Raw genomic sequence first — 17,589 nt, forward strand, 5'->3', positions numbered from 1 at the left:
ATCGGACATGTGTATATCAGACTCGAGCCGGCCGGACGGCGGTCCTGTGGGGCGGCCGGAAGGCGGCGGTTGGACACTCACGGGCTCTGCTCCCCGTTGTCGGTATCGCCCCGGAGCCCCCCGCCCGACCCGATTCCGTACGGGGTCCGAGAGGTGGCAAATCTAGGGCATTTCGCACCATTGTCTGCTCCGCCCGGGCGGTCCTCGCAAGCGGAGGAGCGAACCGTTTCCTCGGGGAGCGAAGCGCCCGGTCCCTGCTTAGCGTGGGGTCGTGAACGTCCGGGCGAGCAACGAAGCGAACACCGCACGCACTCCGCACGGCTGGCGCGACGCGCTCCTGGCGGTCCTCACCGGCGTACTGGCGATGGTGGTGACCGCGGCGCTCGGCCTGTGGGCCGCCGGTGCGGCCGGGCTGCCCGGCGGCGCCTTCCCGGCCGTCGTCGCCGCGGTGGTGGTGATGGCGGCGGGCGGTTCGGTCGGTCTCTCCGGGGACGCCGGTTCCCTCGTGGGGACGCAGGCCGACCTCTCGGTCCTGCCGCTCTCGGTGACCCTGGTGGGCGCGCTCCTGGTCGCCCGGGGCTTCCTCCGGCCGCTGCACCACCGGGCCGTCGCCGGGGGCCGCGAACTGGCCGGCTGGGCGGGCCGCGTCGCCGCCCTCTGGATCGTCGCGCTGATCGTGCTCTCACTGATCGCCCGGCACACCTTCACCCTCTCGGCGGAGGACCTCACCGGCAGCGGAGCCGGGGATCTCCTCGGCGAGGACCCGAAGGTCGGATTCCGGGCCGAGATCCCCCTCACCCTGGTCTTCGGGCTGCTGTGGCTGGCCGGGGTCCTCGTGCTCGCCCTGCTCGTCTCGCGCAGTGCCCCGCTCCCCGGCCGGCTGCTGCGCTTCCAGGAAGCGGTGCGCCCCGCGGCGTTCGCCATGGTGGTGCTGCTCCTCGCGTGCGTCGCGCTCGGCGTCGTCGCCGGGATCGTCGTGATGATCACGCGCGGGCACCCCGCCGAAACCGCCGCCGTGCTCCTCCTCGGACTGCCCAACCTGGTCTGGCTCGCGCTCACCCTCGGCCTCGGCGCGTCCTGGGAGGGCAAGGTGGACGGCCCCTTCGGGCTGCCCATGCCCCAGGTGCTCGACACCGTCCTGCGCACCCCCGACCTCTCCACCCTGAACCTGAGCACTCTCGCCGAACAGGACGGGCGCGTCCGCTGGCTCGTGGTCGTCGTCGCCGTGCTGGTGCTGGCCGCCGCGTTCCTCATGGCGGCGAGGTCGCCCGCCCGGACGCGCCTGTGGCAGCACGCGGTCCACATGGCGGTGGCGCTCATCCTGACGGTGCTGTTCATCTGCCTCACCGTCCGGATCTCCGCCCACTACGGGCTGTCCCTCCTCGGCCTCGGGGACCTCGGCGGCGGACTCGGCGGGGAGGTGTCGCTGCGAGCGAAACTCTGGACGGCGCTCGGATTCGCGCTGCTGTGGGGGCTGGTCACCGGTTTCCTCGGCGGCCTGGCCGCCACGCGGGTGCACCGGCGCGGCGAGGTCGTGGAGCCGGAGGCAGGCCCCGGCCCCGGCGCCTGAACGGCCGCCGCTCCCGCGCTCAGCCGGTCCCCGGGAACACCGGGGCGGCCCAGCGCGGCGGCGCGGGCGGCGGCTCGGGGGCGTCGGACCAGGAACCGGCCGGTGCGTCCACCCGGGTCGGCCGGTGCTCGCCGGGCCCGATGCCCGCCGCCGCGGCCCGCAGAGCGGCGACGAACCGCAGACAGGTGTCGTAACGGTCCTCCGGCGACTTGGCGAGCGCCTTCGCCAGTACGCCGTCGACGGCGGCGGGCAGCCCGGGCCGCAGCCCGCTCGGCGGGGCGGGCGGGTCGTACTGGTGGGCCCACAGCAGGGCCATGTCGTCGTCCCGCTGGAAGGGGGGCGCCCCGGTCAGGGTCTCCTGGACGACGCAGGCGAGGCTGTACACGTCGCACCGCCCGTCCACGGGCCGCCCGGAGATCTGTTCCGGCGCCACGTAGTCGAGGGTGCCGACGAACTGGCCGACCGTGGTGAACCCGGTCAGCGACAGCGACTTCTTCGTCAGCCCGAAGTCCGTCAGGTACACATGCTCCGGATGATCACTGTCGGTGCCCGCCGCCACCAGGATGTTGCCGGGCTTCACATCCCGGTGCACCAGGTCGTGGTCGTGGGCCGCGTCGAGCGCGGACGCGACCTGTGCGCCGATCCGGACGGCTGCCGTCAGGTCCAGCGGCCCGCGCCGGTCGATCAGGACGCGCAGGTCCGCGCCCGCGACGAACCGCATGGCGATGTAGAGCAGCCCTTCCGTCTCGCCCGCCTCGAAGACCGGCACGATGTGGGGGTGGTCGATCGCGGCCGCCACCCGCGACTCGTGCGTGAACCGCTGCCGGAAGGTGTCGTTACGGGCCAGCTCGGGCGCGAGCAGCTTCAGCGCGACGATCCGGTCGAGCCGCAGATCCTTCGCGCGGTAGACGACCGCCATGCCGCCGCGGCCGATCTCGGCCTCCACGAGATAGCTCGCGATCCGCTTGCCGACGAGATCGTCCTCGCGCCCGGTGGGCATCCCGGCGTCGTGCGACGGGGGAGGCGGCGGGGCCATGGCCCGTCACCGCCCGCCCGTCGAACCGTCCGACACTCCGCCGGCGGGCGGTTCGTCGGGCCCGGCGACGGTGATCGCCCGGGTGGGCTCGGGGGCGACGAGGCGGGTGGGTTCGTGTTCGGCTTCGTCGGGTGTGACGACGCGGGTGGGCGCGGGGCCCTCGGGTGGTACGACGCGGGTGGGTTCGGGTTCGTCAGCAGTGACGACGCGGGTCGGCTCGGGCCCCTCGGGCGGAACCACACGAGCGGGCTCGGGGTCCTCCGGCGGGACCACCCGCGTCGGTTCAGGTCCGTTCGGCGGGACCACCCGCGTCGGCTCGGGCCCCTCGGGCGGAACCACCCGCGTCGGCTCCGGTTCCTCACCGCCCGCTACCCGCCGAAAGGGCTCCGGCGTCTCCGTCCCCTCGGACGCGGAGGCCGGTGCCGCCGCCCCCGGGCCCGCCTCCGCCGCGTACGTACTCAGCCGGGTTCCGTCGCAGAAGACCCACCGCTCGTGCTCGGCGTCGAACAGCCACACCGACTCCCCGTCCACCACCATGCCCACCCGCAGCCCCCGCGTACGCTGCCGGAAGCCCTCCCCGTCGCTGCGGCCCTCGGCCAGGTCCTGGGCCGCCCGGCGGTACCGGCTGAGCGACTCCTCCGCCCTGGCCAGCAGCGGCCGCGGGTCCGCCGTACGTGCGAGCGGCGCCCCGGCTGCCGGTGGCGTCCGCGGTACGGAGACGAGGAGGCGGCCGTCGACCCAGGCCGACCAGCCGTTGGAGCAGGCGACATAGGCCCAGTCCCCGCGCCGGTCCTGCACCTGCACCGGCAGCAGTGCGTCCAGCGGATCGGTGGGCCGGGCGACGTCAGGGGACTCCCACGCCGGCAGCCCGTCCGGCGGGACGACGTGCGTGGGGCGGAATTCCGGGGTCGGGGTCGCCATGGAACCACCTCACTTCCGCATGACCGCGGGCTCGTGCCGCTTCAGCAGTTTCGCGACCAGGTATCCGAAGACGAGCGAGAGGACGACCATCATCCCCATGTTGAGCAGCCAGACCCCCGCCGAGTGCCCGAAGAGCGGATCGGAGGTCAGCTCACCCGGCACGATCCGCGCCAGGTCGATCGTCCCGGCCATCGCGCCGAGCGCCCACCGCGACGGCACCAGCCAGGCCAGCTGCTCCACGCCCGGGACGCCGTTGAGCTTGAGCAGCGCCCCGCAGAAGACGACCTGGACGATCGCGAGGAGGACGAGCAACGGCATCGTCACCTCCTCCTTGCGCACCAGCGCGGAGACGAGGAGGCCGAGCATCATCGCGGTGAAGGACAACAGGGCCACGGCCAGCGTGATTTCGACGAGTGGCGGCAGGAACACCCCTTCGCCGCCCGGCGCGTTGAGATCGACGCCCACCAGCCCCACCAGGGTCAGCACCACGGCCTGGAGGACCGTGATGGTTCCGAGCACCACGATCTTCGACATCAGGTACGCGGATCTGGACAGGCCGACGGCTCTCTCCCGCTGGTAGATCACCCGTTCCTTGACCAACTCCCGTACCGCGTTGGCCGCTCCGGTCAGCACCCCGCCCACACAGAGGATCAGCAGGGCGTTCATCGCCGTCTCCTGGGTGAGCCGGCTGCCGGCCAGTGCGCGGGCCATGGCTCCCATGACGAAGGGCAGCGCGATCATGATGATCAGGAACGTCCGGTCCGCGCTCAGCGCGGAGGCGTACCGGCGTACCAGGGTGTTGAGTTGCGCTCCCCAGTTACGGGTCTTGGGCGGTGGCGCGACCAGCGCTCCGGGCGCGGCCGGCGGCAGATGGGGCTGCGCCGTCGCGTTGTCGATGTACTGGCGGCGCAGGGGGGAGCCGGCGTAGGTGGCCGCCCAGTCGCGGTCGCGGTCGTTCTCGAACGCCTCGAACGCCTCCGGCCACTCCTCGAAGCCGAAGAAGGCGAGGGCGTCCTCAGGAGGGCCGTAGTAGGCGATGCGGCCTCCGGGTGCGAGAACCAGCAGCCGGTCGCAGACCTCCAGGCTCAGCACGCTGTGCGTCACCACGATGACGGTGCGGCCGTCGTCGGCCAGTCCACGCAGCATGTGCATGACCGAGCGGTCCATGCCGGGGTCGAGCCCCGAGGTCGGCTCGTCCAGGAAGAGCAGTGAGGGCTTCGTCAGCAGCTCCAGGGCCACGCTCACCCGCTTCCGCTGACCGCCGGAGAGCGAGTGGATCGGCTGGTCGGCGCGCTGTTCGAGGCCGAGTTCCTGGATCACCTCGGCGACCCGCGCCTGCCGCTCCGCCTTCGCGGTGTCCTGCGGGAAGCGGAGCTCGGCGGCGTAACCGAGGGCTTTGCGCACGGTCAGCTGCGCGTGCAGGATGTCGTCCTGCGGTACGAGGCCGATGCGCTGGCGCAGCTCGGCGAAGTCCCGGTAGAGGTCACGGCCGTCGTAGAGCACCGTGCCGCTGTCGGCGGGGCGCAGGCCGGTGAGCGCGTTGAGCAGCGTGGACTTCCCCGCACCGCTGGGCCCCACCACGCCGAGCAGGCACTTCTCGCCGACGGGGAAGGAGACCTTGTCCAGCAGGGTTTTCCCGCCCTTGCCCGCCCGGCCGACCGTCACCTCCAGGTCCTGGACGTCCAGCGACACCTCGCCGGTGTCCACGAATTCCTGGAGGGAGTCGCCGACCAGGCAGAACGCCGAGTGGCCGATACCGACGATGTCGCCGGGCCCGACGAGGCCGCGGGCGACCGGCTGACCGTTGAGGAAGGTTCCGTTGTGGCTGCCGAGGTCGACGATCTCGTGCCCGCCGTCGGGCAGCGCCCGCAGTTCGGCGTGGTGGCGCGAGACCACCAGGTCGTCGATGACGAGATCGTTGGAGGCGTCGCGCCCGATGCGGACCGTCTTCGCCGGCAGCGGCCGTACAGTCGTCGGCTGCCGGAACGTACCGGTCGCCGCGGGCATCGAGACGGCCGACGGGCGCTCGGCTTTGGAAGCGGGGGCCGGGGAGGGCGCGGGGGGTTCCCGGCCCAGCAGGACGGCGCGCGGTCCGTCGCTCGGGTTGCCGAAGCGGATCTCGCTGCCCGCGCCGACGTCCGAGGCGTGGATGCGCCGGCCGGCGGTGTACGTGCCGTTGGTGCTGTCCTCGTCCTCGATGATCCAGTGACCGGCCTCGGGATGCAGGATCGCGTGGTGCCAGGAGACCCGGTCGTCCTCGATGACGATGTCGCTCTCGGGGTCGCGCCCGACGTGGTAGTCCCGGCTCGGACTCATCACCGTGGAGCCCAGATCGGTCTCCAGAACGAGTTCGGGCGCAGTCGGCGTCGCAGGCCGCTCTCCCATGCCTGAATTGTACCGATACGTAACGATCGGCGCCCGCCGTCAGGAGTCACTCCGGGCCACCGGGGTGCCGAGGCCTTCCGAGGGCTCGTCCTCAGCGCGGCACGGTGGCCAGGATGACCTTTCCGCCGCCCACCGCCTCCCGGACCCGAACTTCCTGGGCCAGTCGCTGGACCATCGGCCAGCCGAAGCCGCCGGTCCGGCCCGTCAGGTCGGGCGTCCGGTCCTGCGGGTGCGCCGGGCTCGGGTCGGTGACCCGGACGTGGACGCCCCTGCGGTCCGCCGTCAGCCACAGCGCCGTGACGGCCCCCGCGTGCAGAACGGCATTGGTGACCAGCTCCGACACCAGGAGCAGGAGGTTCTGGACGGTGTGCGAGGTCGGCGCGGGATGCAGCCGTGAGACGAAGGCGCTGACGGCGTCCCGTGCGTCGGCGGCCTTCTCCGGTCGGCAGACGAAATCGGTACGAGTCTCGCCGTCCGGTGAAAACGTCATCAGAATACGGTCGTTCATAGCTTCCACCCCGTCGCGTGAGCTTTCTGGCTGGAGTGCGCGTACCCCCGAAACGGCATTTCATGAAAACCGGCCGGGGAAAGCGCGCGCAGTACGCCGAACGGCTCAGCCTCCGTCTCCGGCCCTGCCCCCTTCTCCGTCCCCGCCCCCGAGCCGGTCCCGCTGGATCCGGTGCGCCAGGGTGCGGCGCACCGAGGCCGATCCGGTGGCGGCCGCTCCCGTGGGAACGTCGAGCCCTCGGCTGATCGTGTCGTACGTGCTCCGGTGGCCGGCGGGGAGGTCCGCCCGACGCGCTCTCAGGTCCTCCTCGACGAGGCGGCGCAGCGCGTCCACGTTCTGCGGAGTGAAGCGCTTCCGGCCCCGACCGAGGGCGTCGACCAGGCGTGTGCAGCGGGCGTCGTCGTGGAGCGCCTCGGAGATCTCCTCCGCCAGGCCCCACAGCCGCCCTTCGAGCCAGGGCGTGTCGTGCTGGTCGAGTGCGATGCCCGGCGGGTGCTCCGGCTCGCCCGGTCGGCACTTCGCCAACTGCTTGGACACGGCGGGCTGGCTCATGCCGGTGAGCCGGGCGATCCTCTCCTGGGTCCAGCCGAGACCGGCGAACATGATGATCATTTCGCTGCGCAACCGACGCGTCTCCTCTCCCGCGAGGATGACCTCGTTCATACCGGCGAACATTCTGGCCGCCTGTTCCTCGGTCAGGAACGCGGGGCGGTGACGCACTTCCTCGTCATCTCTCATGGCTCGGTTGTACCTGAAATCGACGATTTACATAACCCAGTTGTACAACCTGGTTATGGAGATCGGAGGAGATGTCGCTGTGTCGTCATGTCGCTGCTTCCGGCATTCGGGAGGGTCCGGCGCGCCTGCCGGTCCGCCCGGCGTGCTCCCCTGCGCGGGTCGCAGCGTGGGCCCGGCGTGGGCTTCGGTGGCCGACCCGCGCGGGGTCTGTTTTCTATCGTTGAAAATTCTGCGTGCACGACCGTTGTGCAGTGTTTGGTGTTGTGGCTCAATGTTCGACTATGTGCAGTGCCTCGCAGGTTGGAGGCACCCCGGCTCTTCGACGAGGACGACGCCTTGAGACGACAACACCCGCGCCCCCGCGCCCTGTTCAGGGCCCTGACCTGCGCTGCGGCGCTGCTCATACCGGTCGGTGCCACTCTGGTCCCGACGGCGGCCGCCGCACCCGCCGTACCTGCCGAAGTCACCGCGAAGGCCTTCACGGCCGACGACCCGGTCACCGATGTCCGCGGGCTGAAGGGCGAGTACTTCAGCATGTCCGCCCCGGGCGCCCGTGACTTCGCCGAGCTCGGTGCCACGACCCTGGACCCGGACATCAACTTCCCGGGTCTCACCGGCACGTTCGAGTCGGCCACCGGCAAGACCGAGCACACGACGGCCCGTTGGACGGGGCAGCTCGAAGCCCCGGAGGACGGCGACTACACCTTCTCCGCCATCGGCGACAACGGCTTCCGGCTCTTCCTCGACGGAAACGTTGTCATCGACCACTGGGAGCCGGACTGGGACAAGGAACAGCGCAGCGAGCCGATCACCCTGAAGGCGGGGGAGAAGCACGACTTCAAGCTGGAGATGTTCCAGGACACCGGCGGCGCCAGCATGTTCCTGCGCTGGGAGGCCGACGGCCTCAAGAAGCAGATCGTCCCCGAGTCCGCGTTCACCCCGCCGGCCGATTTCGAGGTCTACCCGGTCGCCCTGAGCGTCGCGCAGAGCGGCAAGCGCCTCCAGGCCACCTTCCGGGACCGCGTCGCGGACTGGCGGAAGGTGAAGGAGCACCTCAAGATCGAGGTCGACACCTCCCCGATGCCGGTGAAGTCGGTGAACCGGGCCTCGAACAACCCGAAGGCGCTGGTCATCGATCTCGCCGCGCCGGTCCAGAAGGACCAGCGGGTCAAGGTCGCCTACGACGGTGAGGGCGGTCTGAAGTCGGGGACCGAGACCGTCCCGGAGATCGGCCGCACCGCGAAGAACCTCTCCACGCACCGCCTCACCACCACCTGGGGCGACAAGCTGGACAAGAACCACCCGCTGCCCGAATACCCCCGGCCGCAGCAGGTCCGCGACCGGTGGAAGAACCTCAACGGCCCCTGGGAGTTCGCCGGGGCGACCGAGGGTGAGCAGCCGGTCTTCGGCAAGAAGCTCGACGAGAAGATCACCGTGCCGTTCCCGGTCGAGTCCCAGCTCTCCGGCCTGGAGCGCGACGAGGACCACATGTTCTACCGCAAGCTCGTCACCGTGCCGAAGAACTGGTCGATCGGCAAGGGCGGCAAGGGTGCGCCCGGCAAGGACCAGCGGCTGAAGCTCAACTTCGACGCGGTCGACTATCGGTCGACGGTCTGGGTGAACGGCACCAAGGTCGCCGAACACACCGGCGGCTACACCGGGTTCAGCGCCGACATCACCGACGCGTTGAAGGGCGCCGGCCCTCAGGAGATCGTCGTCGCGGTCACCGACAAGACCGGTCCCAACCAGCCCAAGGGCAAGCAGTCCACCAACCCCGGCGGGATCGTCTACACCCCGTCCTCCGGCATCTGGCAGACCGTCTGGATGGAGCCGGTCGCCCCCGCCGCGATCGACTCCCTCACCACCACCCCGGACATCGACACCGGCCGCCTCGCGGTCACCGTCAACTCTGCGAAGGCGTCCGCCGACGCCCGTATCACCGCCGTCGCCCGCGACCACAAGGGCAAGGTCGTCGGCACGGTCAGCGGCCCCGCCAACCGCAAGCTCAGCCTCCAGCTCAAGAACCAGCACCTCTGGTCGCCCGACGACCCCTACCTGTACGACCTCGACGTCTCCCTCACCGACGGCCGCTCCAAGGACAGCGTCGAAAGCTACTTCGGCATGCGGCAGCTGAAGGTCGACAAGGTCGGCGGCTACCAGAAGCTCGTCCTCAACGGGAAGCCGTTCTTCTCGCTCGCCATGCTCGACCAGGGCTTCTGGCCCGACGGGCTGTACACCCAGCCCAGCGACGCGGCCCTCGCCTTCGACCTGAAGGCCCAGAAGGACCTCGGCTTCAACGCCGTACGCAAGCACATCAAGGTGGAGTCGCCGCGCTGGTACTACCACGCCGACCGGCTGGGACTGCTCGTGTGGCAGGACTTCGTCAACGCCGACATCGACAACGACGCCGGCAAGGACGCCTTCCTCACCCAGGGCAAGGAGTTGATGAAGCAGTTCCACAACTACCCCTCGATCAGCGGCTGGATCGTCTTCAACGAGGGCTGGGGCGAGTGGGACCGCACCGAGACCGGCAAGATCGCCGAGGACGTCAAGGCGCTCGACCCGTCCCGCGTGGTCAACGCGCACAGCGGAGTCAACTGCTGCGCCTCCAAGGGTGATTCCGGCAAGGGCGAGATCATCGACCACCACGACTACGTGAACAACGACCCGGCCTTCCCGGACGAGCACCGCGCCGCGATGGACGGCGAGCACGGCGGCTTCACGCTCCGGACCCCCGGGCACATGTGGCCGGGCGCCCCCGCCAACATCTACAGCGGGGTCGCGGACAAGGACGCCCTCACCGCGAAGTACGTCGACAACACCCGTACGTACTACCTCGCGGCCGCCGGCGCCGAACTGTCCGGCTCGGTCTACACCCAGGTGAGCGACCTGGAGAACGAGCTCAACGGGCTCTGGACGTACGACCGCCGAGAGATCAAGGTCGACCCGAGGAAGGTCCGAGAGATCAACCGCCAGGTCATCGCCGCCGGTGCGAAGGCCGGTGAGCGCGACGAGCTGAAGGGCGGCGGCTCCTGGTCGCTCGACGAGAACAAGGGCACGACCGCCCGCGACAGCGGACCCAACAAGGCCCACCTCGCCCTGGCGGGAGGCACGTCCTGGGCCCCGGGTGTCACGGGCTCGGCGCTGAAGTTCGACGGCGAGGGGCAGTACGCCGAGAGCCCCGGCCCCGTCGTGGACACCACCAAGGACTACACCGTCTCCGCGTGGGCCAGCCTCGACGCCGTGCCCGGCAACTACGCCACCGTCGTCAGCCAGGACGGCCGACGCACCGAGAACCCCTTCTACCTCCAGTACGGGCAGGGCGCGTTCGCCTTCTCCACCCCGGGCGGCAAGCGCGCCCGCCTGGAGGTCACCCCGGAGACCGGGAAGTGGTACCACCTGGTCGGGGTCCGCAAGGGCGACGAGATCACGCTGTACGTCGACGGGAAGCCCGCCGCCACCACCGAGGCCGGTCCCGCCGAAGTGGGCTCCGGCCCGCTCTCCGTCGGGCGGGCCCGGTACGACGGCGCCAGGACCGACTTCTGGAACGGCTCCGTCGATGAGGTCGGGGTGTACGACAAGGCCCTGACCGCCGAGGAGGTGTCCGCGCTCCACGGCCGTCAGAAGCCGTAACCCGCAAGAAGAACCGGGGCCCTTCCCGGCGCATCCGGAATCCCCGGGCGCGCCGGGAGGGGAGCGGACCCCGCAATGGCGTGAATGGTTCTCCAACTCGCGGACCATTCACGCCTTTTGCTGTCATTCCCGAGACGTAGAGGAGTTGGGGCCCCGGGAGGGATACGCAGACGTACACAGGTCCGACAAGATCCTCCTGTCCGAACACGCGACCGGAAGGACCGATATCGTGCGCAGACGACGTCTCGCGCCCCTGGTGGCCGTGAGCGCCCTGGCGACGCTGGCCCCGGCGTTCGCCGCCTCGACGGCCACCGCGGCCCCGGCTGCCGCCCCCTCGGCCGGAACCCCCTCGGCCGTCTCCTCGCCCGCCGCCAAGAGCGTGCTCGACCGGTACGCGAAGCAGAAGCCCAAGTGGAAGCGGTGCGACGCCGACACCTCGGCGGCATACCAGTGCGCCACCGTCAAGGTCCCGCTGGACTACCGGAAGCCCGGAGGCAAGCGGATCGACCTGGCGATATCCCGGATCAAGACCGCCGAGCCCGGCAAACGGCGCGGCATCCTGCTCTCCAACCCCGGCGGCCCCGGCGGCGAGGGGCTGTGGATGCCGATGATGATGAAGGAGGAGCTGCCCAAGTCCGTGCTGAAGAGCTACGACCTGGTCGGCTTCGACCCGCGCGGCGTCGGCCGCTCCAGCCCGGTCTCCTGCAACCTCACGCCGGAGCAGGAGAACTGGCTGCGGCCCTACAAGGCGCAGACGTACGCCAAGGACGTCGCCTGGGCGCGCACGGTGGCGGACAAGTGCGCCAAGAAGATGGGGGACCGGCTCCCGCACATCACGACCCGCAACACCGCGCGCGACCTGGATCTGGTGCGGGCGATCCTCGGCGAGAAGAAGATCTCCTACTTCGGCTACTCCTACGGCACCTATCTGGGCGCCGTCTACGCCCAGCTCTTTCCGGCCCGGGCCGACCGGTTCGTGCTGGACAGCGCGGTCGACCCGAAGCGCGCCTGGCGCGGGATGATCCAGTGGTGGGCCGAGGGCGCGGAACCCGCGTTCGACCGGTGGACCGAGTGGGCCGCCGCGCGCTCGAAGACGTACGGCCTCGGCGACACCCCGAAGAAGGTCGACCGGACCTTCTGGGATCTCGTCGCACGGGCCGACAAGGACCCGATCGAGGTGGACGGTCAGCCCACCGACGGTGACTCCATCCGCCAGGGGATGCGCGCGCTGTCCTTCACCCCGCAGTCCGCATCCGAGGCGGTCGTGGAGCTGAAGAAGGCCGCGCAGGGCAAGCCCGCCTCCGCGAAGAAGCTCGCCCGCATCACCGAGGACGGCGGCACCCCGGCGCCCGAGTGGGCCGGGAAGGCCGCGCTCGCCGCCGAGACGCCCGCCGACAACGGGACGGCCAGCTTCTGGGCCGTGGTCTGCGGCGACAACTCGGCCGCCTGGTCGCGAAATCCGGAGACGTACCGGCGGGACGCCATCGAGGACAAGGGCCGCTACCCGCTCTTCGGGGACTTCGCGTCCAGCATCAAGCCCTGTGCCTTCTGGGGGAAGTCCGCCGAGCCGGCCACCGTGGTCAAGAACAAGGTCGGCTCCCTGGTCGTGCAGAACGAGTGGGATTCGCAGACCCCGCTGCCCAGCGGCCAGGCCCTGCACGCCCAGCTGCGGGGCTCGAAGATGGTCACCGTTCTCGGCGGCGAGGGCCACGGCGTCTACCCGAGCGGCAACACCTGCACGGACGGTGCGGTCAACCGCTACCTGGCCACCGGCAAGCTGCCCGCGAAGGACGTGACCTGCAAGGCGACCGCCGCGTCGAACGCGCAGGCCCGCCAGAACGAGAAGCCGGACGCGCTCCCCGGGGCCCCGGTCCCGGAACGCGCCCCGAACCGCTTCTGATCCGCTGAGCCCGGCCGGCCCGCCTCAGCAGCAACTCTGAGCAAAAGGGGGCCCACGGCGCCTCCACCGCCCACGTCGTGTCCTCGGTGAACAGTGCCGGGCTGTCGAAGGGCTGCTTGCCACCGGGCGTGGCGAGCCACACCTCGGAGTCGATGTGGCGCAGATAGCTGCCGGGCAGATTGGCGCTGGTGAACCGCACCCCGCCGTTGCCCGCGACCGCGCACCACGTCGCATCCGCCTTGAACAGCGCGGAGTTGTCGTTGGCGTCGCGGCGCACCCGGAACTCCCGGTGGCGGAGGAACTCGCCGGGATAGTTGCGGGACTCGAAGGAGTAGCAGTTGCTGTTGGCGAGTCCGGTGACGATCTTCCAGGTGGCGTCCGCCTTCAGCACGGCCGAACTCCCGCTGTTCACCACCTCGGTGGCCGCCAGCGCGTCGTAGTGGCGCAGGTGCTTCGTGGTGTGCCCGGGGGTGGTGACCCGCAGCGACTTGTTCTGCCCGGTGGGGAGGTTCACCGGGGGAGCGGGGTTGCGGGACGCCTGGATGAGGGCCTGGTTGGCGGCCTTCACCCGGGCGGTGTCCACCTTGACGACCTGGCGGTCGTACGTCAGCAGCCCGTTCGCCTCGTTCTCGACGTCCGTGATCTCCGTGTAGACCGACGCGGAGAGCCCGGCGGGCAGTTGACCGATCCGGATGGCGTCCAGCAGCCCGACGAACCGGTCGTTGAGCGCGGCGACGCTCGGCTGGTCCTCGTAGCTGAAGCCGCCGCCCGGATACCACTCGTGGCCCGGCACCTTGTAGCCGAGACCGCCGAACTCGCCCAGCACGGCGGCCCGGGTCGCGCTCGGAGCGGTGTTGCCCGGGCCGACGTAGATGTGGTTGTCCACCACGTCACCGTTGCCGCCGTCGACCGAACCGCAGCAGTTGACCCCGCTCATGTTGTTGACCAGGCGCGAGGGGTCCTGCGCCTTGACCTCGTCGGCGATCCTGGCCTGGTCGTACTGCCCCCAGCCCTCGTTCTGGTTCACCCACATGACCACCGACGGCGAACTGCGGTGCTGGTCGATGATGGTGCGGTACTCCGCCTCCCACTGGGTGCGCGCCGGCCCGTCCGGGACCTTGCCGTTGTCCATCGACGGCATGTCCTGCCACACCAGCAGACCCAGCTTGTCCGCCCAGTAGAACCACCGCTGCGGCTCCACCTTGATGTGCTTGCGGACCATGTTGAAGCCGAGGTCCTTGTGCGCCTGGAGGTCGTACTTCAGCGCCTCGTCGCTCGGCGCGGTGTAGATGCCGTCCGGCCAGTACCCCTGGTCCAGGGTGCCCGTCTGGAACACGAACTTCCCGTTGAGCACCGGCCGCAGGATGCTGTCCACCTTGGCCAGGCCCACGGACCGCATGCCGGTGTAGCTGCCCGCGGTGTCGGTGACGGCCGAGCCGTCCAGGAGATCCGCCTTCACGTCGTACAGGAACGGATCCTCGGGCGTCCACAGCCGGGGGTTCGGTACGGGTACGGAGATCTCGCCGCTCACCGCGCCGGTCGCCGTGCCCACGACCGTACCGCCGCTGGAGACGGTGATCCGGGCGCTCCGGCCCGCCGCGCCCGCCGTCCGGACCTTCACCCGCAGGGTGTTGTTCCCCAGGTTCGGCGTCATGTCGAGGCGGGTGATGTGGGCCGATGCCACCGGCTCCAGCCACACCGTCTGCCAGATGCCCGAGGCCGCGGTGTAGAAGATCCCGCCGCCCGGATGCGGCTTCACATCGTTGATGCGCTGCTTGCCGACCGCCTGGCCGCCGGTCTGGCTCGGGTCGTAGACGGAGACCACGACGGTGTTCGTCCCGCCGTTCAGCTGCGGGGTGATGTCGTACGCGAACGAGTCGAACCCGCCCTTGTGCGCGCCGACCTCGGTGCCGTTGACCCAGACCGTGGTCTGCCAGTCGGAGGCCCCGAAGTGCAGTTTGACCCGGCGGCCGTCCCAGTTGGCGGGAACGGTGAAGGTCCGCTTGTACCAGAGTTTGTCGTTCTCGGTGATCCGGCGCTGGATGCCGGAGAGCGCGGACTCCGCGACGAACGGCACCCGGATCTGCTCCGGGAACGTCGCGGGCTGCCCGGCGTCACGGCCGGTGACCGCGAAGTCCCAGATGCCGTTGAGGTTCGTCCAGTCGGGGCGGGTCAGCTGCGGGCGCGGGTACTCCGGCAGCGGCTTGTCGACCGGGACGTCGTTCGTCCACGGCGTCGTCATGGGCGCCGGCTTCGGCTCCCAGGCGGCGGGGGCGGCGGCGGCCGGCGAGGTGCCGGTGCCGACGAGGGCGGTGGCCGCCAGGGCGAGCTGGCCGGTGGTGGCCGTCAATCTCCGCCACCAGGCGCGGCGGCGGGGTGCGGGTGCTGGTCGCATGGTTGGAACATCCCTTTCATGGTTGTGCCGGGGCTCTTCGGGCGGGGGAGCGATCGGTTCTCAGACGAGCCGCCACAGATGGTCGGCCGTCCCGTTGTCGTCGTACTGGACGACGTGCGCGCTGTCGGCCGTGGACATCCCGTCCACGCCGAGCACCTTGTCCGAGTTCCGGTTGCGGATCCGGTACCAGCCGCCCCCGTCCGGGACGAGCTGCCACAGGTGGTCGGCGGTGTCGTTGTCGTCGAACTGCACGACGTGCGCGCCGTTCTCGGTGGACATCAGGTCGACGCCCAGCACCTTTCCGGAGTGCTGGTTGCGGATCCGGTACCAGCCGTCGCCGTTGGCGACCAGCCGCCACAGATGGTCCGCCGTACCGGTGTCGCCGAACTGCACCACGTGGGCGCTGTTCGCGGTCGACATGCCGTCCACGCCGAGCACCTTGCCGGAGTGCCGGTTGGCGATCCGGTACCAGCGGTCCGCCAGCCACGGTTCGGCGTCCGGGGCAGCCGTCGGGAACGACGTGATCCGCAGCCGCGCCGCGCCCATCGGGACGAGCGTGACCTCCTCGACCGGCTCCGCGGAGCGCGCCGGGCTCGGCTGGAGGGGCGCGACCACGTGCTCGTCGTCCGCCGTCCACTCGGGGATGCGGCGGGCGCGGGCGGTCAGGGTGAGGGGGGTGCCGTCCAGCGTGAACGGGTTGTCGCCGGGGGCGCGGCCCGTGGAGCGGCGGCGCAGGGACGCGGCGGGGCGGGCGGGGTCCAGGACGAGGCCGTAGTTCCACGGGGTCGTGGCGTGGACCGCGTACTCCGGGAACGTGTCGCTGCCGCCGATCCGCTCGTACTCTTCCCCGATCCGCAACGAGTACGTGAGCGGCCCGTGGTCCACGCTGACGGAACCGTGGTTCTCCGCCCAGGCGCGTACGGTGGTGCGCTGCGGCAGCCGCAGGGTCACCTCGTCCCCGCTCGACCAGGTCCGCTCGATCCGGGTGAAGGCCGGTCCGGCCGGCGCGGCGACCCGCTGTCCGTTGACCCGGATGTCGGGTTCGGCGCACCAGGCAGGGATGCGCAGGACCAGCGGGAAGTCCAGGGGCTTCGGTGCGGTGAGGGAGAGAGCGACGGTGTCCGTGAAGGGGTAGCCGGTCTCCTCGACGAACGTCACCTCCGTGCCGTCGGCGACCTTCGCGGTGACCTCGCTCGGCGCGTACATCGCCGCCGCGAGCCCGCCGTCCGGGGTGGCGAGCCACAGCTCCTCGGTGAAGTAGGGCCAGCCCATCCCGTAGTTGTGCGGGCAGCAGCGGTACTGGTCCACGCCCGGCAGGTACGCCAGCATCGCGAACGGGTTCTGGAACTGGCGGTCCCGCTTGGGCTCGTCGTCCAGGTCCACGCTGTTGGCGCAGGTGATGTAGTGCACCGCCTTGCCGGACGGATCGAGCGAGGCGGGCAGTGAGTTGAACGCCAGTTCCTCGCAGCGGTCCGCCCACAGCGGGTCGCCGGTGATCCGGGTGAGCAGCTGGTGGCTCGCCATGAACTCGACGATCCCGCAGGTCTCGAAGCCCTGGCGGGGGTCGCCGTGCCCCGGGCGGGCGTTCTCGTCGCCCGCGAAGCCGCCGCCGGGGAACTGCCCGTAGGCGTCCATGGCCTTCGCGTACGTGCCGTAGGTGTTCCGGGTGTCGGTGGCCGAGCCGCTGCGCAGCGCGAACTGGGCGGGCTCCCGGAAGCCCTGGGCGATGTTCACGTTGTGCGGGTTGACCAGGTTGTCGCCCCAGTCGGCCCCGTACCGGTGGATCTTGTCGACGAGGTCCAGGAGGAAGGCGTCGCCGGTGCGGTTGTAGAGCCACATGACGCTGTCCAGGCCGTCGCCCCAGCGCAGGGCGATCCAGCTGGTGTCGAAGGCGCCCGGGCCCTGGGCGTTCATGTACCGGAAGAAGCGGCTGAGGAAGGGGATGATCCGGTTGTCCTCGGTGTACTCCTGCCAGGAGCGCAGGGCCTGGATCAGGGGGAGGAACGGCCAGAAGTCGGGGCCGCCGTTGAGCGAGGTCCGCAGCGCCTTCGGGCCGAAGAAGCCGTCGGACTGGCCGGTGGCGAGGATCGCGTCCATCCAGCGCCGGGTGGTGGCCAGCGCGGTCGCGTCACCCGTGACGATCGCGAGGTCGGCGTAACCGCGCAGCCAGTACGGGACTTCCTCCCAGCCGCCCTTGTCCGGGCGCACCCAGCCGGTGGCCGTGAAGTCGAGGAAGTGCGAGAACTCCTCGTACCGGCCGCACAACCCCTCCAGTTGGAGCTTCAGCTGCCCGGCCAGCCAGCCGTGCGCCCTCACCCTGCCCGGGGGCAGCTTCAGGAAGGCGGTGGGGTGCAGCGGGGCCGCGTTGGGGGAGTAGTGGCCGCCCCGGGCGGGCCGCCCGGGGGGGGGGGGGGGGGGCGGGGCCGGGGCGGCCCCCGGGGGATGAGCCCCTGCGGCGCCGGTGGGCCCCCGGGCGGGTGTGTGGTGGGCTAGGGGCTTCGCG

At 70.8% G+C, this 17,589-nt stretch carries 9 protein-coding genes and 1 pseudogene; 3 read left to right on the plus strand and 7 right to left on the minus strand.

Annotation, left to right across the window (positions count from 1 at the left end; genetic code table 11):
• Positions 1-271: 271 nt before the first annotated feature.
• A complete protein-coding gene (locus JS521_RS24335) occupies positions 272-1,570 on the plus strand; it encodes a streptophobe family protein (protein WP_205085075.1) in 1,299 nt (432 codons plus the stop codon).
• Positions 1,571-1,589: 19 nt separating this feature from the next.
• On the opposite strand, the gene JS521_RS24340 is transcribed toward JS521_RS24335, so the two are convergent.
• From JS521_RS24340 to JS521_RS24360, 5 genes are all read right to left on the minus strand, one after another.
• Positions 1,590-2,570 carry a serine/threonine-protein kinase gene (locus tag JS521_RS24340; RefSeq protein WP_239487764.1) on the minus strand — a complete coding sequence of 327 codons (981 nt, stop codon included), beginning with the start codon at positions 2,568-2,570 and terminating at the stop codon, positions 1,590-1,592.
• A gap of 42 nt (positions 2,571-2,612) precedes the next feature.
• Positions 2,613-3,527: a hypothetical protein gene (locus JS521_RS24345; protein WP_205085077.1), complete on the minus strand. Its 915-nt coding sequence runs from the start codon at positions 3,525-3,527 to the stop codon at positions 2,613-2,615.
• Between the two features lie 9 nt (positions 3,528-3,536).
• A complete protein-coding gene (locus tag JS521_RS24350) occupies positions 3,537-5,912 on the minus strand; it encodes an FHA domain-containing protein (protein WP_205085078.1) in 2,376 nt (791 codons plus the stop codon).
• 91 nt (positions 5,913-6,003) lie between these two features.
• Positions 6,004-6,420 carry an ATP-binding protein gene (locus JS521_RS24355; protein ID WP_205085079.1) on the minus strand — a complete coding sequence of 139 codons (417 nt, stop codon included), beginning with the start codon at positions 6,418-6,420 and terminating at the stop codon, positions 6,004-6,006.
• Between the two features lie 105 nt (positions 6,421-6,525).
• Complete coding sequence (locus JS521_RS24360) at positions 6,526-7,158, minus strand: sigma-70 family RNA polymerase sigma factor (protein ID WP_205085080.1); 633 nt, start codon at positions 7,156-7,158, stop codon at positions 6,526-6,528.
• 336 nt (positions 7,159-7,494) lie between these two features.
• Between JS521_RS24360 and JS521_RS24365 the strand changes: the two genes are divergently transcribed.
• Entirely contained in the window at positions 7,495-10,791 is a 3,297-nt protein-coding gene (locus JS521_RS24365; RefSeq protein ID WP_205085081.1) for a LamG-like jellyroll fold domain-containing protein, read from the plus strand.
• A gap of 229 nt (positions 10,792-11,020) precedes the next feature.
• Positions 11,021-12,691, plus strand: a complete 1,671-nt coding sequence (locus JS521_RS24370; protein ID WP_307847943.1) for an alpha/beta hydrolase — start codon at positions 11,021-11,023, stop codon at positions 12,689-12,691.
• 46 nt (positions 12,692-12,737) lie between these two features.
• On the opposite strand, the pseudogene JS521_RS24375 reads toward JS521_RS24370, so the two are convergent.
• Both JS521_RS24375 and JS521_RS24380 read right to left on the minus strand, forming a co-directional pair.
• Positions 12,738-15,086 (minus strand): annotated as a pseudogene (locus JS521_RS24375) (AbfB domain-containing protein); the annotation flags it as partial.
• Positions 15,087-15,146: 60 nt separating this feature from the next.
• The coding region (locus tag JS521_RS24380) for an RICIN domain-containing protein (RefSeq protein ID WP_372448612.1) at positions 15,147-17,589 on the minus strand (2,443 nt) is incomplete at its 5' end.

This window comes from Streptomyces durocortorensis (assembly GCF_016901035.1).
Classification (GTDB): domain Bacteria; phylum Actinomycetota; class Actinomycetes; order Streptomycetales; family Streptomycetaceae; genus Streptomyces; species Streptomyces durocortorensis.